A 21,763-nucleotide genomic window follows, 5' to 3' on the forward strand; every position below is an offset into this window, starting at 1 on the left:
TGACCCGTGATTTCAGGTATCTCTTCAACCTCAATAAAGGCTTTCCCCACACACGTGGGGATGACCCGTGAAACAGGCGAGTCTATTATTCGTCGCTCCAGCTTTCCCCACACACGTGGGGATGACCCGAAACCAAAGCGAAGCTTGAAGGCATGGATGATGCTTTCCCCACACACGTGGGGATGACCCGGGGGCTCTGATCGTCTCACGCCGCTACCTGAAGCTTTCCCCACACACGTGGGGATGACCCGCAGGTCAACAACAACACTGGCGCTCAACTGATGCTTTCCCCACACACGTGGGGATGACCCGAGCTGATAGATATATGCTATCAGTCTGGTTTTGCTTTCCCCACACACGTGGGGATGACCCGAAATCATCGAGAAGACCACGCTTCTCGGTGGCGCTTTCCCCACACACGTGGGGATGACCCGGATAGAGCGGAGGCGCAGAACCTCATTTCCCGGCTTTCCCCACACACGTGGGGATGACCCGATACATCCACCCTCTTTTCCCGACGTCCACGAGCTTTCCCCACACACGTGGGGATGACCCGGGGTTTCAGCACCACTCCTAACAAATCCCGAAGCTTTCCCCACACACGTGGGGATGACCCGCGGCGTTGACATCCCGACCGTCGCCAAATGGTGCTTTCCCCACACACGTGGGGATGACCCGCAACGCGGCTCTCAGTGGCCGACGTTGACGACGCTTTCCCCACACACGTGGGGATGACCCGCGCAACGAGTGCAGCGCGAACAGGAGGCAGAGGCTTTCCCCACACACGTGGGGATGACCCGGTCGGCAGGGTCAAAATCAAGATCGTGCTGAAGCTTTCCCCACACACGTGGGGATGACCCGGGATCCGCATTTCGGCCCCAAACTTGATAAAAGCTTTCCCCACACACGTGGGGATGACCCGCAGCTGCCCCAGCCCGCCAGGGTCCTGGTCGAGCTTTCCCCACACACGTGGGGATGACCCGTCCAGGGGGAAGGTTGCGCCGCATCTCCGGAGGCTTTCCCCACACACGTGGGGATGACCCGATCATCACCGGCGCGTGCAAACCCTCAACCCAGCTTTCCCCACACACGTGGGGATGACCCGGGACTTACGATGTGATCGCACTCTCAAATGGCGCTTTCCCCACACACGTGGGGATGACCCGGTATTGCTCCAGCGACAACGGGACGGGGTATTGCTTTCCCCACACACGTGGGGATGACCCGAAAGCGGCCCCGACCGCCCCCAAATCCCTAGTGCTTTCCCCACACACGTGGGGATGACCCGTGTCTTGTATAGCAGTCCATGCGCTTTCGTGCGCTTTCCCCACACACGTGGATGACCCAGGCCAATTTCCTCGAGCAGATGACGGACACCCGCTTTCCCCACACACGTGGGGATGACCCGCGTCTCTGAGGGCCACCGCCTCTACAAGACACGCTTTCCCCACACACGTGGGGATGACCCGACTTGGCCAACTGCGGAAAAGCTCATGATTTAGCTTTCCCCACACACGTGGGGATGACCCGCTGGGGCAGCAGATCGCCCGACGAGATGAGGCGCTTTCCCCACACACGTGGGGATGACCCGCGGATGGTGTTGCCGGTGGCGGGGAGGCCCATGCTTTCCCCACACACGTGGGGATGACCCGAGGGAGCGGTTTACGGTTTCGCTGCCGTTGTAGCTTTCCCCACACACGTGGGGATGACCCGCCGAGCAGGACAAAGCCCAGCCCGCTTTCCCCACACATGTGAGGATCATTTGCGTGCCTTCCTAGGGTCACAAAACTGTCGGGTTATTGGCTTTCCATGGAAAACACGGAGCGGATATATTCCACCAATCATGAAGTCTCGCCATCTCATCATCGGAACCTTGGCTCCACTTGTTAGCAGCTCTCTTTGTTTCGCTGATATCAAGGGAAAGACTGACGAGGCGATCGCCGAAACCGAGGAGGCTTCACCTGCCGGCGCCGACGAAACCGGGCCTAATGAAACCGGAGATGAGCCTGAAGTTCCCTCATCCAAGGAAAAATCCGTGCTCGCAAAAGATATCGTCCAAAAGAACTTCAGCAGCATTGCGATCATTGAGGGCGACGCCGGCAGCGGAACCGGCTTCATCATCAACGAAGGCGATGCCACCCGGCTCTACACCGCCGCCCACGTGATCGCCGGCAACAAAAGGCTGACCGTGAAAAACTCCGACGGACGCAAGTTCTCCAAGTTCGGGACCTTCGAAGTTGCGGGAAATTCCGACCTCGCACGCATCCAGTTGTTAGAAGACTTCAAGTCGGACATCACCATCGCGAAGCACGGCACCGCCAAGGTCTCGGCTCCCCTGCTGGCCATCGGCAACAGTGGCGGAGCGGGCGTGCTGACTGTCATCGAAGGCCAGGCCAAAGCACTTGGCCCGGACTCGATCGAGGTCTCCAATCAAGTCATCCAGGGCAACAGTGGCGGCCCGATTTTCTCCGGTGAAACGGGAGAGCTTCTCGGGCTCGTCACGCACGCCACCGCCGCCCGCGAGGACATCTGGGCGGAGGGCACCGAGTTTGAAGAAGTCCGGCGCTTTGCCACCCGCCTTGATCGTCCGATCAAGTGGCGGACGATGAAGATCGGCAGTTTCCTTCAGGAGACGGAGCGCATGGAGACCTTCAATCGCAACACCCGGATCCTCTACGCCATCTCGGCCCTTCATCCGACCCAGGAGGGCCTGCGGCTCGACACCCGCGTCAGTGAGTCCGGCCCAACCATTCTTAGCATCATTGAGGAGAACAAGGACGTCCCGGCCGTCTCGCAACTGCTGGACATGAACATCGAACTGGGTGACAAGCGGATGCGCATTTCTGAAAACGATCTGAAGAAACGGTTCTCCCGCTACTACGGTGGGGCGCTTCTGGAGTTGAACAAGGACTCGAAGAACTTCATGCCCACCAGCTTCTCAGGCTACCGACAAGCCGAGGCCAAGCAGGCCCTCGAGTGGCGCACGGATGCCGTCAACCGAGTGGAGTCGGCGACCAACAACCTGCGCTGAGTTTCTCGGCTCCATCGCTTGAAATGCGAAAAGGCTCCCGCTTCACGGCAGGAGCCTTCTTCGCCGGATCCGAGAGCGATCAGTCTTCATCAAGTCCTTCGAAGCCATCGAGGGACTCGGGAACGATGACCTTGTCGATCACGTGGATGACGCCGTTGGAAGCCATCAGATCGGCATTCACGACATTCGCATCATCTTCGATTTCCACTTTGCCATCGTCGACATCGACCTCGATGTCTTCGCCATTCATCGAGGTGATTTTTTCATCCTTCAGGGAAGCCGCGGGGCGTGTGCCGGCGACGACGTGATAGAGCAAGAGCGAGCGCAGCTTCTCCTTGTTGGCAGGAAGCATCAGCGCATCCAGGGTTTCCTTATCGAGTTTGTTGAATGCTTCGTCGGTAGGCGCGAAGACCGTGAAGGGGCCTTTCCCCTCGAAGGTTTCGGCAATCCCTGCAGCCTCCACTGCGGCTTTCAGAATTGAGAAGTTCTGACTGTCCTTCACCATTTTGGCGATGGTTCCCAGTTCCGGGAGTTCCATCTCTCCTTTCGCGATCTTTTGTTTGGTTTCCGGTTGCTCGGCGAAGGCCATCGGCAGGAACATGAGAAAGAGAGCTGTTTTGGTAAGTTTCATGATGGTGGTTGGATTGTTTCAGAGGTGCAGAGATCGGAGCTCCGCGGTCACTGCCCATCGCAAAATCAGTGCCAGCCGCTATCCACGCCCGAGATACGACAATCAAAACTCCATGATAACCAAGGAATCACGTATCCCGCCCATTCGAATTTGATGGATGAGGGAAAGGTAAAAAACCTCCGATCTGCCGCGGGTTTCGTGCAGGGTGCAGGATGACGGGTTTCAAATTGCTCGATCCGCTCAGTTCGTCCCATAACGAGCGAGCAGCGTGGCCTGTCGGGTTAATCTCCCGACTTCAGCACCTTGATGAAGGCATCCTGAGGGATGTTCACCTTGCCGAAGGCCTTCATCTTCTCCTTACCCTTCTTCTGCTTCTCGAGCAGCTTGCGCTTACGCGAAATGTCACCGCCGTAACACTTGGCCGTCACGTTTTTCCGCATCGCGGAGATCCGCTCGGAGGCGATGATCTTGCCACCGATGCAGGCCTGGATCGCGACGACGAAAAGCTGCTGAGGAATCACATCCTTCAAGCGGATGGCCAGCGCACGGCCGTAGCCTTCCGCCTTGTCGCGGTGAACGATCGTCGAAAACGCTTCGACCGGCTCACTCGCAATCATGATGTCCATCTTGACCATCTTCGCAGGGCGGTAACCGCAGTGCTCATAGTCCATCGATCCGTATCCGCGGGTCATCGACTTCATGCGGTCGTTGAAATCAATCAGGATCTCGGCCAGCGGCAACTCGGCGGTCAGCATGATCCGCATGTCATCGATCGTCTCGGTGTGCGTGACCTCGCCACGCTTCTCCATCACCAGCGCCATGATGTCGCCGATGTAATCGCCGGGAATCATGATGAAGATCCGCACCATGGGTTCGCGGATTTCCTGGATCACCTGCTGCTCGGGGAGCATCGTCGGGTTATCGACGATTTCTTCCTCGCCGTTCGTCTTCGTCACCTGATAGATGACCGAAGGGTAGGTCGAAATCACATCCATGTTGAACTCACGGCGGAGACGTTCCTGGATGATTTCCATGTGGAGCAGACCGAGGAATCCGCAGCGGAAGCCAAAGCCGAGCGCCGTCGAACTCTCGGATGAAAAGGTGAAGGCCGCATCGTTGATCTGCAGCTTGCCCATCGCCATCTTGAGCGCTTCGTAGTCGGATGAATCCACCGGATAGATGCCCGAGAAGACCATCGGCTGGATCTCCTTATAACCCGGCAGTGCTTCCGGGCAGGGATGCGTCGAGTCAGTAACCGTATCACCAATTTTCGCTTCGTCCGCGGTCTTCATGTTGGCGATGAAGTATCCCACATCACCTGCGACAAGTTCGTCGCGCTTGGTCATCTTCGGCGTGAAGACACCGCACTCCTTCACCTCGTAGGTCTTGCCGGTTGCAAAGAGTTTGATGCGCTGACCCTTGCGGATCGAGCCGGAGAACACCCGCACGTAGGAGACCACCCCGCGGAAGGCATCATAAATCGAGTCGAAGACCGTGGCGCGCAGAAGCTTGTCGGGGTTCTCGACAGGTGCGGGCACCCGGGCGACGACCGCTTCGAGAATGTCTTCGATACCGATGCCATTTTTCGCCGAAGCGGGAATCGCATCCTCCGCGGGGATCGCGAGGATGTCCTCGAGCTGCTGCTTGCACTTGTCGACGTCTGCGGCGGGCAGGTCGATCTTGTTGAGCACGGGGATGATCAGAAGGTTCTGATCGAGCGCGAGGTGAAGGTTGGCCATCGTTTGCGCCTCCACGCCCTGCGCGGCATCGATCATCAGGATCGCGCCCTCACAGGCTGCGAGCGAGCGAGCGACCTCGTAGGAGAAGTCGACGTGGCCCGGTGTATCGAGCAGGTTCAGGTTGTACGTCTTCCCATCCTTGGCCTTGTATTTCATGGCCACCGGGTGGGATTTGATCGTGATCCCTTTTTCCCGCTCCAGATCCATCGCATCGAGCAGCTGGTCCTGCTTCTGGCGATCCGAAATCGTGCTCGTGAACTCCAACAAACGGTCCGAGAGGGTCGTTTTGCCGTGATCAATGTGGGCGATGATCGAAAAATTGCGTGTAAGCTCGGTGGACATGGTCAGATCAATGACACCGGAGTTACCCCCGGGCGGGCGGAGGAAAGCCCGGACTCGCGGGAAAATCACGGAAAAAGAACGTGGTAAGCCTCAAACCCTTCCGTAGCATTGCCGACCCCCCATTTCCTCTGCTAATTCTCAGCCAAGTGACCAATCGCTACGAAATCCTCGACATCCTCAGCCAGGACGGCAGCGGCGTGTCCTTCCACGCCACCGATCGCGAAACCGGCAGGGAAGTCGTGCTGCGCCGGTTTTTCCCCTTCGGCCCCGATGGAGGCGGACTCGAGGATGAGGAAAAAAAGGCCTACGAAGCGGGCGTCAAGCGCCTCCAAGGCATCTCACACCCCGCCCTGAGGACCGTCATCGATGGTGGCAGCGACCCCGTCGACGGCATGCCGTTCCTCGTGACTGAGTGGCTGGAGGGAGAAATGCTCAGCCAGCGCCTCCATGACGGCTCGCTCAGCTCGGAATCCGTCCGCACCCTGGCCGATCTGGCCTTGGAGACGTCACAGGTGCTCTCAGAGATTTTCGGCGAAGACGCCATCTGGGTGGAGACCGATCCCCGCACGATCATCATTTCCGATGAGGACCCCGATCGTCCCATCACGTTCTGGATTTGTCCGATCCGCTGGCTCGGAGATTCCAGCGCCCGTTCGAACCTCAAGCCCCTGCTCGAAATGGTCGAAGAGCTCATGGGCTGGCGCGGCCAAATGATCTCCAGAAACTCCGGCGGGGGTCTCGGCGCCTGGGTGAAGACGCTGCGCGACGAGCCGAACGTCTGGAACCTTGCGCAAGCGAGAGCCGCCCTCCACGAACCCGCCACGATTGTGGAAGCCTCTGCCGCGCAAGGCGCCGCCGCTCCGGCCATGAACCCTCCACCGCCCCAACAGGTCGTTTTCGTCAACCGTCCGGTCGTCTGGCCGTGGGTCCTCGCCAGTCTCCTCGCGCTCAGCGTGGCAGGCATCCTCGGCTGGAAACATTTCACTCCTCCTGCGGGAACCGCGCCGGTCGTTGCAGAAAATCCGCCTCCCGCTCAAGCTCCCGCAGCCGCGCCCGCTGAGCCCGAATCGAGTTCGTCCGACCAAGAAGTCGATGCCGGTTCGAAAGCTCCAGCCGTCGCGTCCACTCCTGCCCCGAGCGCGAAACCCGCCCCGGCTGCCGAGTCCGCCGTCGAGGCCATGAACCGCCGCGCCGCGGAAATGGCGGCCAAAGCCGAAGCCAACGCGCTCATCACCCTCGGTGAAAAAGCCACCGTCGAGGGGACCATCGCGGCGATCGAGACCAGCCGCACCGGGAAAACAAAATACATCCGTTTCACGACCACCGAGGGAAACCAAACACTTTGGGCGATGTTCCGACTCTCCGATTGGGAGGACTTTGACCTCAGCACTCTTGACGGGCTCGCGGGCAGACATGCCCGCTTCTCCGGCCGCTGGACCTCGGAAAACAGCCCGAGAAAGTTCCTCCTTAGAATGACCGCGCCTCGTCAGCTCGAAGTCCTCGATTGAGCCTCCCACCGCCCTCACGCGCCCCACCTTGATCCCCGCCGACTCCGAACTCGCCGCCTGCGATTTCCTGACACCCAAGGAAGTCCTCGCACTTTCCGCCGTCGGCCTGCGCTGCGCCCGTCAGGTCCTCGACTGGTTGCCGAAACGCTACGAAGACCGACGCCGCTTCGATGCCTTTCCCGCCGCACCCGGCGGCCCGCCGATCTGCATTCGCGGCACCGTCATCGATACCCGCAACCGCTTCGGCGGCCGGGTGCGCTTCTACGAGGCCATCGTGGCCGACGCTTCCGGCCAACCCGCACTTGGCCCAGCGACGATCACCTGCCGCTGGTTCAACATGCCTTTCCTGAGCAAAGTGCTCGCCGCAGGTCAGGAAGTCATCCTCCACGGAAAACCGAAGGATTTCCAAGGCCGCATCGTCATCGATCACCCGGAGTTCGAGGTCATCAGGGACGACGCCGGACCCTCCATCCATCTCGAACGCATCGTTCCGATCTACAGGAACATCTCCGGCATCGCCCAGCGCCGACTACGAGAGATCCAGTACTTCCTGCTCAAGGAGATCGATCCTGACAGCCTTGCTCCCGCCTTCGACGCCGACCCCACCTATCCGCGCCACGAAGCCTACCGGGAGGTCCATTTCCCCGATGCCATGGAGCAAAGAGAAGCCGCCCGACGCCGCTTCGCCCTCGAAGAATTCTTCGCCCTCCAGCTCAACGTCGTCTGGCGCCGCTCACGCATCATCCACTCCAGCGGTCGCGTGCTTGGCAAGAAGACCACCCACCTCAAAGCCTTCTACGAAAGCCTCCCTTTTGACCTGACAGGCGCCCAGAAGCGCTCCATCAAGGAGATCATCGGCGACCTCCGCCAGCCGCGACCGATGAACCGGCTTCTTCAGGGAGATGTCGGCTCGGGAAAGACCTTCGTCGCCATGGCCAGCATGCTTCTCGCCATTGATTCCGGCGTGCAGGCCGCGCTCATGGCGCCCACCCAGATCCTCGCGGAGCAGCATTACCTCACTTTCAGGAAATGGCTCGAACCGCTCGGCATCCGCGTCGCCCTGCGCACCGCCAACCGCCAGGAAAACTCGCACATCGACCTCGAAGGAGAACCGCAGGTCATCATCGGCACCCACGCCCTGCTCTACGACTCCGTCGCCTTCGAGGACCTCGGCCTGATCGTCATCGATGAGCAGCACAAGTTCGGCGTCATCCAGCGCGGCCGACTCATCGCTCAAGGCACGCGCCCGGACGTCCTCGTCATGACCGCCACGCCGATCCCGCGCACGCTGACCATGACGATCTACGGCGACCTCGATGTCTCCATTCTCGATGAGCGCCCCGCCGGACGCGGGAAAATGGTCACCGCCCTGCGCGTCAAACCGAAGCAGAGTGACCTCACCCAATTCGTCAAAGACCAGCTCGACGCCGGACGCCAGGCCTACCTCGTCTACCCGCTCGTCGAGGAAAGCGAAAAGCTCAAAGCCGAGTCCGCCACCGCCGCCTATGAGAAATGGCAAAAGCGTCTCTCCAAATACCAGGTCGGTCTCATCCACGGCAAAGTCGACCCCGAGGAAAAGGAATCCATCATGCGGCGTTTCCGCGATGGCGAGATCGACGTGCTCGTCGCCACCACCGTCATCGAAGTCGGCGTCGATGTCCCGAACGCCAACCTGATGATCATCAACCACGCCGAACGCTTCGGGCTCGCCCAGCTTCACCAGCTGCGCGGCCGCATCGGTCGTGGCGAACACAAGAGCTACTGCATCCTTCTAACCGACGGGAAAAGCGAGGACGCCATGGAAAAGCTCGGCGTCATGGCCAAGACCAGCGACGGATTTCTGATCGCCGAAGAAGACCTCCGCCTGCGCGGACCCGGGGACGTTCTGGGCACCATGCAAAGCGGCCTCGGCGACCTGCGCTTTCCCGACTTCCTCGCCGACACCGCCCTGCTCCGCGAAGCCCGCGCTCTGGCCGACGAAGTCATCGCCGCCGACCCCACCCTAACAGGTCCTCACGCCAAGCTCCTCCCCCTCATCCACGAGCCCCCCGCCGACCCCATCGCCTCGGCATGAACCCCTTCCGGAGCATCGACCTTATTGTCGATGGATCGGTCCGGGGTAGGATGGATGGCGTCATCGATGAGGCGCTGGGGCGGCCCATCGACAGTAAGGTCGATGCTCCATAAGAAGCCGTCGGATATTCCAAACGACCTATCCGCTTGGAATAGCCGTAGCACTCCGCGTCAGCGAAGCTCTCCGGCATGACGAACACCACTCCTCATACTTTCGAGATCGCCATCGATCGGGACGAATTCATCCGTCATCACGCTACTCTGGAAGCAATCGCCTTCAGCCTCCTTTTAAGTATCGTCATGTTCATCGTCGCGCTTTTTTGCCAAAACCTGATTGTTGAAGAAACCACGCATTCGTGGCTTCCCATGATCAGCATGTTGGCCTGTGTCTCCGCCGCCGCGATCATCACGTTCCTCATGGGATGCCTCTACAAACGCACCATCGGCCACTACCGCGCTTCCCGCCGGGCTGATCAGTTCAAAGCTTCCGTCGAAGGAGCTTTCCTAAGAATCATCGACCTCAAGTCCGACCGCAAAATCCACTTCCGTCAGATCGTGGATTATCAAATCAAGGATCGAAACGATTCAGACATCGGCCTCCTCTCGATGATGACGACCGCTGGTGGCCAGCAGAATTCAACGATCACCATTCCCGCCATCAAGAACGCCCTCGCAACCCGCGACCTCCTCGCCGAGGTCGATGCTCAGCGCGAGTAGTCTAGCCCTCTTCCCAATCCTCTAACACCAAGCCATCAACCCGGCCGAACTCGCGGGTATTGTGCGTCACCAAAGTCACATCCAAGGCCAATGCCTGACCCGCAAGATGAAGATCATAGGGCCCGATCCTGTTCCCTCCCTTCTCCAAAATCCATCGCAGCCCCGCCGACTTCATCGCCGAATCCCAATCAAAGGGCAGGAGATGAAGCGGCTCCAAAAAGCTCATCACCTTGCGGGCTTCCGTCTCCGGATCGCGGCACCGCTCCACACCCGCGAAGAGTTCGAACACACTCACCATCGACACCCCGCAATCATCCGGCGTGCAGGCGCGCATCCGACCAATCACCCTCGCATTTCCCCGCATCGCACGGATGCAGACATTCGTATCGAGCAGGTACTTCATTCACCCAGATCGACCAGTTTCGGAAGCTCCCCCTGATCGCCCCTTTCGAAGCCAGGATCATCAATCCGGATCGCTTCAAAATACCCCTCCGGCCAAGCCCCCGCCTTCAGTGGCTCGAGCAGCACCCCGTCGCCAACACGGCGCACCGACACCTCCTTCCCCTCAAAGCGAAAATCCTTCGGAATCCGCACCGCCTGCGAGCGCCCATTCAGAAAAACCGTGGTTGTCATATCCGGTATATACCATCAGAGAACATCGGCGTCAACCTAGTGAACGGAGCGTGTTCATTCTGAACGCTGCGGCTCGCGGAATTCCTGTCCGCCTAGTAACAGTCGAGAGAATCTCGATGCTTTCTCACCTCCCCCAGACCCCACGTCCGCTCTTCCGGGCCTCGCTTTCCAGGTCCTTCAAATGCCGCTCCTGCGCGTCGCGCCGCAATCCCCCCGGTACATCCTGGCCTTTCGTGTGAATCCGCACCAGGCCACGCTCGACCAGATCCTCATGCAGCCAGCCACCGTCCGGCATCTCGACAAACGCATGATAGCGATGATCTCCGAAGGGATCATCCCACTCGGTGAAGACCGTGAACGATTCGCCTTTTAAACGATCGTGCACGAATCTCTTCGCCTCCACACCGATCTCCACCGCCCGCTCCGATGAAACGCCGAGATTCCTTCCCTGATCGGCAATCCGATCGTGGTTGTTACGACCTCCCCCATAACTTTTGAAGGCCGACTCCGGCGCATCCACGAAGTACAACCTCATCTCCTCCACCCGACCGTTCGGGAACTTCACACTGAAGCTATCGCCATCGTTGCGGCGGTTCTCGAGCAGGTGGCATCCCTCAAAGCGCTCGTAGCGTCCATCCACCGCAGCCGCCTTCTCTTCTCCGGCAATCGCCGCCACCAGATCCCGCTTGTGATCTTTCAGCCACAGCACGAAGGCCAGGATGACCAGCACCAACACCGGCCACGAAGTCTGCTTCGCCTTGACGCCCATCGGTTAGAGGCCTTTGAAGCCTTTGTACTCCGGACAAGTTCCGATCGGCACCGCCTGCTTGCTCCACTCCTTGTTGAGCCGGCGGTATTTGTTGATGAAAACCGTGGGGTCCGCCCAGTTGTTCAAGTCCCGGGACACGTTGTTGCGCAGCATGCCGATGTGGAGATTGTGCCGGATTTCGAAATGCAAGTGAGCGGCATACATGCCGCGGTTGTTCCCGATGGTTCCGATCTTGTCACCGCGTTTCACGGTGCTCCCCACCTTGACGTTCATCTCGCGCAAATGCCCATAGAGCGAATCGCAGTGCTTCACCTGCCCGGTGCCCGGATCACGGTAAGCATGACGGATGATCACCACGTTTCCCCACCCCGCCCGGACATCATAGGCCCACACGACGATGCCGTTGGCAATCGAGTAGACCGGATCACCCATATCGCTATCGCCACCGCCCCGGCCATTCCAGTCCTCGCCAAAGTGCACCGGCGCACGCAGACGCATCCCGCGCGCCTTGTAGTAGCCGGCGGCATTGGGCTTCCCGACAGGGAAATCAAATCCGTCTGAAATCGCGATTCTTACCGTATTGGCTCCCTGAAGAGTGGCTCCTAGGCTCAGCCAAAGTGCCAGCAACACGAGTAAGGCTGGCAGGCGAGCGATGGGTTTGGTCTGACAAAACGTCACGTCACAAGTCCACGCGTGCAAGGCCCGACGGGCAAGCGAAATCAGGCGCCGCCAAGAACCGTAATATTCACACTTCCTAACAAAAAAACCGAGCTGCCCGTCGGTTCTCCGTGCCCCCAATCGCCCTCAGATCCTCGGGAGGGATCCTCGTCAATCTCCCCAGTCCAGAGTTTCTTCGTCCCGCATGCGGGTCAATTCCATGCTGACCCGTTGTTTCAAGCACTCGGGTCCCACGACTTTCGCCTTGCTGCCCCAGCTGAGCACCCAGCGCAGCAGTTCTTCCGGCCGGCTGACTTGAAAGCGCAGCTCGACGAGTTCGCCGGCTGTGTCCAGCCGCTTGAGTTCCTGGGTCGGATGCCAGCGCCGCTCCTGAGCCATCCGTGCCGCATAGCCGCGAAGCTTCACCTGCACCAGCTGGGCTGTCTCGCCCTCCTGCACCGACCAGACGCTGAACGAGCGATCAAGGTAACCCGCGCCGTCAAACTCCGCAGGCCGAACGAATGACACCGTTTCCACGTGAACTCGAGAAATCCGAGGAAGGGCAAATGTCCGCAAGGCATTCCTCTTCAAATCCATGCCGATCAGGTACCAGCAGCCGTCGACCTCGCCGAGATGGTAGGGTTGCACCCTTCGCGGCTCGGTTCGCTCGGCACCGATCTTGTGATAATGGAAGCTCGCCTCAAGCTGCCCGAGCAGCGCTTCGGCCAATCGCCCGAAGGTCTCCGGATCAGTCCGCGCCAGCCCCCTGGTCCGCCGGGAAATGAGCTGCTCAACGTGGTCACAAGGGACGTTCACCTGATACTCCACCATCCGGTTCAGCTGCGAAAACATCTCGCGCACCACCTGCTCGATCCCCGTGCCCCTCACCGCTCCAATCGCCTCACGCGCAAGCAGATACCCCGCCAGCTCCTTGGCCCCCATGCCGATCGTGGTGTGCTCATCGACCGCCCCCGTGTAGACGTACCCATGCATCCGCCGGTCGTACTCCAGTGGCAGACCGAGATCGCAGCGCATGAAAGTCACGTCGCGCTGAATGGTCTTGTCGGTCACCTCCAGACGCTCCGCCAAGCTCCGGCAATTCGGGTAGCCGCCCTCCTTCACCGCCTCATGGATCAGGTGAATGCGGTGGATCGGGCGGCGAGAGCCACCGACCCGGCGATTGCCGTGCTCCGACATAAATCCGAGCCTAATAAGCTATTTTTCACGCACAAGAAGTATCCCCCCGTATTTGTCCGATACCAAAGTGCATGGTAGTGACGCATTCTCCCCGAGAACCGATCTCCCCCTGAAATCCCCCCGAAATCCCCCCAGAGCGTCAGAGATTTTTTGCCCCCAGCCACCCAATTTGGCTAAAAATCGCTGGCGCTCTCCCTTTTCGGGATGGCCCTTCTGCTCGGGATGGCCCTGGGGACGGCCTTTCTGCCAAGCGCTTGGCTCGCCCTCTTGAAGCTCAGCCGACAGTCGACGTGAGGGAGTCCCCCTCGGCAGGCATCAGACGCAGCGCTTCTATCGGGGCACGACGTAAAGGTACAACAGCGCGCCGAATGCCACGGCGGACGCGACGAGGCTCAATGCCGCAGCGAAGAGGAACGCGTGCACCAATCCTGCGATCCCAGTAAGCAACAAGCCGATGATCGCCAATCCCGGGATCGCGGATAATCGTGGACCGGGTTTGCTCTCCATGATCGGTTCATGCCATTTTCTCCGCGGAACGTCGATGGAAACCTGCTGCCTCCGAAGAGGCCTTCATGAACACTAGGGAGGCCTAGAGACCTTTCACCCTCGCGCCCCCACAGGACTCAGGCCGAGGCAAAGCCGTGGAAGTCTGTTAGAATCAAAATACCCACTCCGATGGCTGCGGCAATTCGATACCAGCCGAAGACACCCAGGCCCTTGCGGTTCAAGTAGCCGACCATCCACTTCACGGCGATCGCCGCGGAAATCGTCGCCGCGACCACTCCAACAAAGAGAGGCATGAGACCGTACTCATCCCACATCAGGAGTGCCCCGCCACCCCAGGCATCATACTTTTCCCCAATCCCCTCGATCTTCCACACCGCTTTCTTCGCCGTGGCGGCGCCGAGCGTGAGCACCCCAAGCAAGAACGAGAACTCGACCGCCGCGCTCAAGCGCAAACCAATAAGCAGCCCACCCAAAATCGTCATCAGACTACGGCTCGTCCCCGGCAGCATCGCCACGCATTGGGCAAAGCCGATCACCAGCGCCATCTTGATCGTGATCTCGGCCAGTTCGACCCCCTTGCTGCCGCCGCCTTTCTTCATCCAGCGATCGACGAATAGAATCGCCACGCCGCCGACCAACCAGGCTCCGACGATCGGCTTCAGACCGAAGAGCCGTTCTTCGATCCAGTCATTTGCCAACAGACCGATCACGGCGGCAGGCAGGAATCCGGCCACCAGAGCCATCGCGAGCTTCAAGCCCACCGAATCTTTTCCCAGCACGCCGAGAATCATCTGCTTCACCCGCGGCCAGTAGAGCCCGAGCACCGCCATGATCGCGCCAGCTTGAATGCAGATCGCAAAACAATCCGCCGCCGCCTTGTCCTTCCCCTCCAGGCCGATGCCCATGAAGCGCTGAACAACAATAAGATGCCCGGTCGAACTAACCGGCAGGTATTCCGTGAGCCCCTCGACGATGCCGAGGATGAATGCCTGAATCCAGGTCATTGACGACTCTCCAACGTTTCCAAGGGTGCAAGCTTCAATCAAAGTCATGGGCGTGATGGCGCGCGCAGCATGGAGACTCGGCGCCCCACGGCAAGGGATTTGCGGTTGATAGTTGCTCCTGCCCGGATGAGGGTGCGGCGTGCCTCTGAGAGTTTGGAAAATTCGCTACTTGAGGCTGGTGCGAAAAGTCCATCGACTTCTTCGGCACCGGCGGCTCCGTCATCGGGGTTGGTGGAAGCCGATTCTTCACCAGCTCCTCGATCGGCGACTCTGGCACCCCTGCCGCGACACCGTCGCCGGCGGCATTTCCATCGGGCTGTTTTTCTCGATGATGCCGATGCCCTTTCAGTCGCTGGCCGCCGCCGCCATTGCGACCCGCGCCAAAGTGAACATCCCCTTCACGATCGCCGCCTGCTTCGTGACCAATCCACTCACCGAGATTCCGATTCGCGCCGCTCAGCTCGGCTTCGGAGCCTGGCTGCGCGAGACCTTTGGCATCACCGTGCCCCGCATCGCCGACGCCTCGCTCCCGGAAGGTTTCTCCAACTTCATCATCGGCTTCCTGATGATGGGCGTACTGCTCTCGCTGATCGCCTACCCCCTTGTCCATCTTTTCTCCGCTCTCCTGCCGCACCATCTGCCCATCAAACGCCATCGGGTCCGTCCTCCTCGCGAGCCGGCGCGGCGCGGCTCCGCGAACTGACCGCTTCCGCAGCTCAGCCACCGCGCCTTCGATCAGAAATCCCTGAGGCTTTCTCCTCCCCATCTCACAAAGCTGGACTAGACTAGCCATTGTGATGCGTTTCATTCTTACCCTCGGAGTCGCTGGCCTCGCGCTTTCCCCGCCCTCCCAAGCCGCCGAACTCGAACTCAAGGCGCCAGGAATCGACGACACCATCCTCGTCTCCCTCCCTGAAAATCATGACCCGGCCAAATCCTGGCCCGCCGTATTCAACTATCACGGCTTCAACGGCCGGCCGAATACCAAGAGCACCCGCGAACACACCGGAACAAGTGACTGGATTGTCGTCGGCATGGGCTACACGCAACCGGGAAAATACCAACTCCAAGAGGAGGATATCGCTGCCGAGCTCAAGGCCTTCCGTCACGTGCGCGACGAACTTGCTCGAAGTCAGGGACTCGATTCCAAGCGCGTTTACGTCAGCGGCTATAGCAAAGGCGGCTGGATGAGCGACGCCCTCCTGCAGGCCGAGCCAAGCCTCAGAGGCGGCGCCATCCTGATGGGTGGGCACATCCCCACGCCGCTGAAAAACCCAGCACCACTTTCCAAAGACAGCCACATCTTCATCGGCATCGGCCGCAAGGATCCGAACTACATCCCCTCGCTCAAGGCCCTCGTCCACTACCGAGGACTCGGCCTCCCCACCAGCTTCGAAGCCTGGCCCGAACTCGGCCACGATTTCCCGCCTGAGGGATCCACCGGCTTGCGCGAATGGTTCACCCTTCAGAATGGCGGAAAGCCCGACGATCGCGCGCTCGAAATGGAGTTCAAAAAACTCCTCACCCTTCCCCCCGCCGAAGCCTGGCTCGCACTTGCCGATTTCAAGGAACGACCATTCTGCAACACCCCGGAGAGCCCATGGCCAGAGACCATCTCCACCGCCCAGACCAAGCTCGAAGAAGACCCCCCGGCTGCCCGGGAGTCGAAAATCCATCGCAGCCACCGTCAACTCCTCGGGCGCGAAGTTATGATGCGCACCCTCGACGACCTCCGCCAGATCGACGCCGGCTACATGAAGCTCGCCGCCACCAGCAGCGACAGCCCGCAGAACGCCACCATCCAGCTCGACCACCGCCGCATCCTCGCCGTTCTGGAGCAAGCCAGAGCCGTGCCCGTCCCCACCCCTCAGCCCAAGCCATCCCCCACCCGGCCCAAGCCCCCGAACGACAAACTCGATTTTCCGACCAATCCCCTCATCCGATGAGTCAGACCAAGATCTTCGAACGCGAAATCGTTGCACGAAATGATGCTGATCACGCGAGCTAACATCGTGACTCTGGAATACGATTTACAATAACTCCCCCATGGCCGCAGCCGAATCCAGACCCGACGGCCTTTGGAAGCATTACTGGGCCACGTGGCGGACGATGTTCGCCATTCAGACGGTAACGCTTGTCCTCAGCCTGAGCATCGCCATTCCGATCATTTCGCTGGCCACCAGCCGCGCACTGACATCATCGGAAGACGCCCGACTCAGTGACATCGATCTGCTCGACTTCCTCACGGGACCGAGCGTTCCCTTCATTGTCGCCGCCATCATCACGCCCTGGATCATCGTTCACATCTTCGGCTACTCCGCCCAGCTCTACGCAGCCCACGCATCGCTTCACGACGCCGATGTGTCCTTCTTCACCGCCCTTAGAAAAACCACCCGAGCCTGCCCGTCCCTGATCCGGCTAGCGTGCCGTTTCTTTCTCAAAGTATTCATCGTCGCCCTGCCCTTCCTGCTCGTCATGGCTGGCGTCATCATGGTGCAATTTCGCAACGAAGGACTCACCTACTTCCTCATCCACCGCCCCCCTGACTTCCTCTTCGCCGTCGCCCTCCTGCTCAGCGTGGGAGTGCTCATGATGATTGCCATTCTGCGAATCACCGTCACCTGGGTGCACGCCCTTCCACTCGTTCTATTCCGCGCAGAAAATCCCGCCACCGCCTACCACATCAGCCAAAAGAAATCCCGGCCTGATCGCCGAAAGGCATTCTTCTCCTTTGCCCTGTGGGCCTTCGGCACTCCCCTCCTCGTCATCCTCCTGAACTCCGTCTGGCTGCCGCTCGCCCTCTGGGCTTCCGAAGTTCTCGGCCACCGTCTGGGGCTCCTTGCCCTGCTTCTCAGCCTGCTGATTCTCTGCGCCTTCGTCATCGCCACCCTCGTCGGTTTCATCAACCTCACACTGCTCGCCATCCAGCACGTTCGAATCTACCGGCACGCCGGGCTCGATCACGACGATCCACCCGCGACTCCCGATCCCATCGTATCATCCCTCGTCAGGTGGGGCATCGTCGTCGCACTTGCCGTCATCGGCATCTTCACGATCGGACTATCCTACCGCTGGCTCGACCGCCTGCGCATCGCCGATGACGCCCGCATCATCGCCCTCCGGGGTGCCTCCGACGATTCCCCTGAAAACACCGTCACCGCGATTCGCCGCGCCATTGATCTCGGCGCTCACGATGTCGCCATCGATGTCCAGTCACTCTCTAACAAAGTGCTCGTCGTTTTCGCGGACTCCGACTTTATCCGCATCGCAAACGATCCGCTGAAGCTTCGCGATGCCACGGAAGAGGAGCTCGCCGCCATCGACATCGGCTCCTGGATGCACCCGAAATACCGCGAAGAACGCGTCCCACGACTCGATACCGCCATCGGCCTCCTCGATGACCACTCCGGCCTCATGCTCTTACTTCCCGAGATTGCCGATCAGAAGGAGCGTCGCGCATTTTTCGCCAAGCTCATCGAACTCCTGGATTGGACCGGGATCAGCCCGCGAACTCGACTCGTCTGCGCAAGCCTTGAGCACGTCCCCGAGCTTCACGCCATTCGCCCCAATTTGAAGGTCGGATTCCTGTCCACCACGCCGCTTGACCGCCCCATCAAGGTTCCGGTCAATTTCGTCATCGTCCCCGCCGAAACTCTGAGCAACGAGCTCATCAAAAAACTCCATCGTCAGGACATCGAAGTCATCGGCACGGACACCAGGGATCCGGTCATCATGTCCGCCGTCCTCAGTCGCGGCGCCGATGGCCTGCTCGTCAAGGTGCCTCGAATCGGCAGGAAAGTCCTCGAAGAACGAGCCACCCTCAATCCGGGCGAACGCCTGCTCATCGAGTTTGTCACCCGCATTCGGGAATTCTTGCCTAGCTCCAAAACCCCAGTCAGCGTCTCCGAGTGACTCGACTCATCGCCCTGACTCTGGTTCTCACCCTCAGCTCCTGTGGTCTCATTCAGATGCCCTTCCGAGTCGTCGGCGGCGTCACCAAGGGCACAGCCCAGGCGGTGAGAAAACCCATCGACGCCCATAAGGAGCGAAAGGCAAGGAAGGAGGCACAGAAGGCCAAGGAAGAGGCCAAAAAGAAACGAGAGGAAGCCAGCAAGCAAAGCGACGACCACCTTCCTCCCGAACTCCTTCCCCCTTCAAACGACGGCAACCCCGATCTCGAAGCCCTCGAATCTCTCGACCCCAATCTTCCGCCCCTCCCATCCGAATACCAGGACCTCCCACCCATCGGCGAGGAGTGATCGATAAGAAGGATTGTTATCCATTATCGACCCCCAATGCTTCAAAAACGGGACCGACCCGGATGGCAAGATTGGCAGGCGCGAGGGCGGCAACGCTCGCCGACAGGTGCTCGGACCCCGGCGCCATGAACAGACCTACGTCGACTGCCAAAGCCTTCTCCCCGCTCCCGGCTCCCCCAGCCCGTGCCGTGACACAAGGCCGATAGAACGGCTCTATTGTGGCGGAAATGGCCAAGACCACCGCCACCTCAATCAGCTCGACCTCGAGCATCGAACGTGCAAGCGATCCCGACGGTTCTAGGCCCTGCGAGGCCTTAAAACGGTGGCATTCTTGACTGACCCCTTTTCCCTGATTCGCAGGCGAGCCGGCTCGAGGAGGCAAATCGCATCTACTAGATTTGCCGTAAATAAAAAACTTGTGATCGTTTTCTTGGACCAACCCCAAACCCACGACCCCAAATACCTAACAATGACGAGATTCTTGCGCGGAAGGAAAGCGCATTTTACGAGCGCAGTTTTGCCACCACCATCACCCCCGGTCCGCCACAAACAGCGTGTGCGAAAACTTCTTCGCCGCCGGATACGCCTTCGCTCCGACCGATCGCACATTGACGAACTCCTTCGCGAGTTCCCTCTCGAAGCCCTTGTCGCGGTTTGCCGACCAGTAAACCACCCGGCCCTTGGCAGAGAGCGCCGACTTCACCTTCTTGAATCCCCGGCGGCCATAGAGCCGGTCGTTGTCGCGATGCACCAGCGAGTCGGGACCATTGTCCACATCCAACATCACCGCATCGAACTTTCCGCCCGATGCTCGATCGATGCACTCCTTCACATCGCCGACATGGATTGTCACCCGCGGGTCGTCCAACAAGGCCCCATTGACTTCCCGAAGAAACTCCCGGTTCCAGGCCACCACCTCCGGTAAGAGCTCGGCCACTTCCACTTTTGCATCCGGACCGCAGAGTTCGAGTACTTTTCGCAGCGTAAAACCAAATCCCAGCCCACCGATCAGCACCCGTCGTGCTCCCGACTCGCAAGCCAGCTCCGCCATCAATTGCTCGGATGCCGTGGCGATCGTGCTCATCAGGGTCACGCCATCGACCTTCATGAAAAACTCGCCATCGTGTTCTTGAAGCACCATCAGGCTCCCATCCGGTGCGCTGCACCGCGCAAGATTCTTTGTCTCCTTCATCTCAATCCGCTGATCGGCGCTTCTGGGTCATCATGAACTCATTCCCCTCGGGATCGATGCACATCGCGAGATGCAGCGGATCCTCTTCGGTATCGACCGGTTCGCGGGTCAGATCACCGCCGTGCTTTTTCAGTAACTCGATGCCTTCACGCAAGTCATCGAGTTGGAACGACAAGCCTGTCCAGGTGCGTTTCCCTTCGCCTCCACCATGAATCCCGATCGTGGATCCGGCGACGATCACCTCGCTCCACACTTCCATCTCCATTGTGACCTCCCCGTCGAACAGATCACGATAAAAGGCGACACAGCGTCGCCAATCCGCCGCCCACAACACGTATTTCACCTTTTCCACTTTCATAACATATCATTTCCCAATCATTCCCAAAATCAGGCCCAGGACGGATGGGATGAATCGAAGAGAAACTCAAATCCCCATCCTGCCGATCCTATTCGCGTGTCCCATCGCCCTGGTGGCGGGGGATCCTGGTCCACCATCGCCAAGGTCTCATGCTCAGCGCCGTTGCTCGCGCTTTTGATCGATCTTTGCCGCTGGCATTTTGCGAACGGCTTCCAGATCCGGGAGCTTCACGCGCACCATCTTATCTCCATAGTCATCCAAATTCTCGTTGAGCTGGTCTTCCGTCACCTTCTCGGACTTCACGCCGCCTTCCGGCACTTCCATGCCCGCGCACCAGACAATCGCGTTGAGCACGACGGTACGGAATCCATCCAATCCCCAATTGCAGTGATAATGGCCACCGGTGAAGCCCACGCCCCGTCCGCCATCTTCTCGCTCGTACCCCCACATCAGGGACTGCGGAGAATCCATGCCCTCGGCACCATGCCAGTTCCACATGTTGATGTAGCGGCGCATCCTCTCGCGTGTCGGAGTGGCCGTCACCAAATCGAGCACCTTCTCACGATCCTCGATGAAGCGCATGTTGTAGTAAAACTCATCAAAGCTCTCGAATTTCTCCGGCACGCCTTCCGAAATCGGATGACCGGGCATCACCTTGAGTTCGGCAAGCCAGTGGGGGTTCACCGAGAAGTTATCCTCCATCGCGGCACCCATCCACGGGCGGTAGTATTTTTCCCCAACCTCAGCCGTCGGGTGCACGGCGTAGTGCATGAACATCAGCCCAACGCCCTTCTTCGCAAGCCCATCGAGGTACTCCATGTCGTTCTTGATAGCGCTCGAAGCATCGCAGTAAACGACCACGCCATCCACGCCATCCATCACCGACTTATCCTTGCCCCAGTTCGGCCCGACGACTTCGGCCTTCACCGGGAGCCCACTCTGCTCATTGAGGGCTTTGGCCAGAAGCATGCAGCCGGCGCGGAATTCGTGGTCACCTGATGCGTGACTCTTGGCCCCCGCGATGAAGACGATCTTCTTCGGTGCCGCTTCTTCACAGGCTGCCGGCACGGACATCAGGGCTGTCATGGCGAGAATTGAGGCAATTCGTTTCATCATTGGACCGAAGGATACGGCGAATTTCGCCAA

Annotated in this window: 19 protein-coding genes and 2 CRISPR repeat arrays (1 of these 21 cut by a window edge); of the genes, 8 read left to right on the plus strand and 11 right to left on the minus strand. The window is 59.6% G+C overall.

The genetic code is table 11. The features are described from left to right. Positions 1-1,289: a CRISPR direct-repeat array (repeat unit 29 nt; unit sequence GCTTTCCCCACACACGTGGGGATGACCCG); it begins 876 nt to the left of the window's first position. 90 nt (positions 1,290-1,379) lie between these two features. Next, positions 1,380-1,713: a CRISPR direct-repeat array (repeat unit 29 nt; unit sequence GCTTTCCCCACACACGTGGGGATGACCCG). 130 nt (positions 1,714-1,843) lie between these two features. Beyond that, on the plus strand, positions 1,844-3,031 hold the full coding sequence (locus tag ACFQY0_RS14480) for a S1 family peptidase (protein WP_379713679.1): 1,188 nt from the start codon (positions 1,844-1,846) through the stop codon (positions 3,029-3,031). A 79-nt stretch (positions 3,032-3,110) separates the two neighbouring features. Here ACFQY0_RS14480 and ACFQY0_RS14485 read toward each other — a convergent pair whose 3' ends face one another. Further along, positions 3,111-3,662, minus strand: a complete 552-nt coding sequence (locus ACFQY0_RS14485) for a fasciclin domain-containing protein (protein ID WP_379713681.1) — start codon at positions 3,660-3,662, stop codon at positions 3,111-3,113. A 281-nt stretch (positions 3,663-3,943) separates the two neighbouring features. Next, a complete protein-coding gene (gene lepA, locus ACFQY0_RS14490; RefSeq protein ID WP_379713683.1) occupies positions 3,944-5,743 on the minus strand; it encodes a translation elongation factor 4 in 1,800 nt (599 codons plus the stop codon). Positions 5,744-5,889: 146 nt separating this feature from the next. Here lepA and ACFQY0_RS14495 point away from each other — a divergent pair, with 146 nt between their 5' ends. The 3 genes from ACFQY0_RS14495 (at position 5,890) to ACFQY0_RS14505 (ending at position 10,041) form a co-directional block, all read left to right on the plus strand. After that, entirely contained in the window at positions 5,890-7,251 is a 1,362-nt protein-coding gene (locus ACFQY0_RS14495; RefSeq protein WP_379713685.1) for a serine/threonine-protein kinase, read from the plus strand. Positions 7,252-7,279: 28 nt separating this feature from the next. After that, complete coding sequence (gene recG / locus ACFQY0_RS14500) at positions 7,280-9,325, plus strand: ATP-dependent DNA helicase RecG (RefSeq protein WP_379713687.1); 2,046 nt, start codon at positions 7,280-7,282, stop codon at positions 9,323-9,325. A gap of 188 nt (positions 9,326-9,513) precedes the next feature. Continuing rightward, positions 9,514-10,041, plus strand: coding sequence for a hypothetical protein (locus ACFQY0_RS14505; protein ID WP_379713689.1), 528 nt, complete (start codon positions 9,514-9,516; stop codon positions 10,039-10,041). Position 10,042: 1 nt separating this feature from the next. Here ACFQY0_RS14505 and ACFQY0_RS14510 read toward each other — a convergent pair whose 3' ends face one another. The 6 genes from ACFQY0_RS14510 to ACFQY0_RS14535 form a co-directional block, all read right to left on the minus strand. Then, positions 10,043-10,444 (minus strand): PIN domain-containing protein, encoded by a 402-nt coding sequence (locus ACFQY0_RS14510; protein WP_379713691.1) that lies wholly within the window; start codon positions 10,442-10,444, stop codon positions 10,043-10,045. Next, complete coding sequence (locus tag ACFQY0_RS14515) at positions 10,441-10,674, minus strand: antitoxin (RefSeq protein ID WP_379713693.1); 234 nt, start codon at positions 10,672-10,674, stop codon at positions 10,441-10,443. Before ACFQY0_RS14515 ends, ACFQY0_RS14510 begins: the two co-directional genes overlap by 4 nt. Before the next feature lie 124 nt (positions 10,675-10,798). Beyond that, positions 10,799-11,443: a thermonuclease family protein gene (locus ACFQY0_RS14520; RefSeq protein WP_379713695.1), complete on the minus strand. Its 645-nt coding sequence runs from the start codon at positions 11,441-11,443 to the stop codon at positions 10,799-10,801. A 3-nt stretch (positions 11,444-11,446) separates the two neighbouring features. Continuing rightward, positions 11,447-12,073, minus strand: coding sequence for a murein hydrolase activator EnvC family protein (locus ACFQY0_RS14525; RefSeq protein WP_379713697.1), 627 nt, complete (start codon positions 12,071-12,073; stop codon positions 11,447-11,449). 198 nt (positions 12,074-12,271) lie between these two features. Beyond that, positions 12,272-13,297: a helix-turn-helix transcriptional regulator gene (locus tag ACFQY0_RS14530; protein WP_379713699.1), complete on the minus strand. Its 1,026-nt coding sequence runs from the start codon at positions 13,295-13,297 to the stop codon at positions 12,272-12,274. 623 nt (positions 13,298-13,920) lie between these two features. Further along, complete coding sequence (locus ACFQY0_RS14535; RefSeq protein ID WP_379713701.1) at positions 13,921-14,856, minus strand: undecaprenyl-diphosphate phosphatase; 936 nt, start codon at positions 14,854-14,856, stop codon at positions 13,921-13,923. Positions 14,857-14,986: 130 nt separating this feature from the next. Between ACFQY0_RS14535 and ACFQY0_RS14540 the strand changes: the two genes are divergently transcribed. The 4 genes from ACFQY0_RS14540 (at position 14,987) to ACFQY0_RS14555 (ending at position 19,067) form a co-directional block, all read left to right on the plus strand. Beyond that, the gene (locus tag ACFQY0_RS14540; RefSeq protein WP_379713703.1) at positions 14,987-15,511 is read left to right on the plus strand and encodes a DUF2062 domain-containing protein; all 525 of its coding nucleotides are present in this window, start codon (positions 14,987-14,989) and stop codon (positions 15,509-15,511) included. Positions 15,512-15,605: 94 nt separating this feature from the next. After that, entirely contained in the window at positions 15,606-16,754 is a 1,149-nt protein-coding gene (locus ACFQY0_RS14545) for a hypothetical protein (RefSeq protein ID WP_379713705.1), read from the plus strand. 100 nt (positions 16,755-16,854) lie between these two features. Next, on the plus strand, positions 16,855-18,720 hold the full coding sequence (locus tag ACFQY0_RS14550) for a glycerophosphodiester phosphodiesterase (protein ID WP_379713707.1): 1,866 nt from the start codon (positions 16,855-16,857) through the stop codon (positions 18,718-18,720). Further along, positions 18,717-19,067, plus strand: coding sequence for a hypothetical protein (locus tag ACFQY0_RS14555; RefSeq protein WP_379713708.1), 351 nt, complete (start codon positions 18,717-18,719; stop codon positions 19,065-19,067). The genes ACFQY0_RS14550 and ACFQY0_RS14555 overlap by 4 nt, the downstream gene beginning before the upstream one ends. A gap of 529 nt (positions 19,068-19,596) precedes the next feature. Here ACFQY0_RS14555 and ACFQY0_RS14560 read toward each other — a convergent pair. From ACFQY0_RS14560 to ACFQY0_RS14570, 3 genes are all read right to left on the minus strand, one after another. Next, positions 19,597-20,208, minus strand: a complete 612-nt coding sequence (locus ACFQY0_RS14560) for a spermine/spermidine synthase domain-containing protein (protein WP_379713709.1) — start codon at positions 20,206-20,208, stop codon at positions 19,597-19,599. A gap of 52 nt (positions 20,209-20,260) precedes the next feature. Beyond that, positions 20,261-20,617, minus strand: coding sequence for a VOC family protein (locus ACFQY0_RS14565; RefSeq protein ID WP_379713711.1), 357 nt, complete (start codon positions 20,615-20,617; stop codon positions 20,261-20,263). 153 nt (positions 20,618-20,770) lie between these two features. Next, positions 20,771-21,733, minus strand: coding sequence for a ThuA domain-containing protein (locus ACFQY0_RS14570; protein ID WP_379713713.1), 963 nt, complete (start codon positions 21,731-21,733; stop codon positions 20,771-20,773). Between the last annotated feature and the right edge of the window lie 30 nt (positions 21,734-21,763).

The organism is Haloferula chungangensis, from assembly GCF_042664875.1.
Taxonomy (GTDB): Bacteria; Verrucomicrobiota; Verrucomicrobiia; order Verrucomicrobiales; family Akkermansiaceae; genus Haloferula; species Haloferula chungangensis.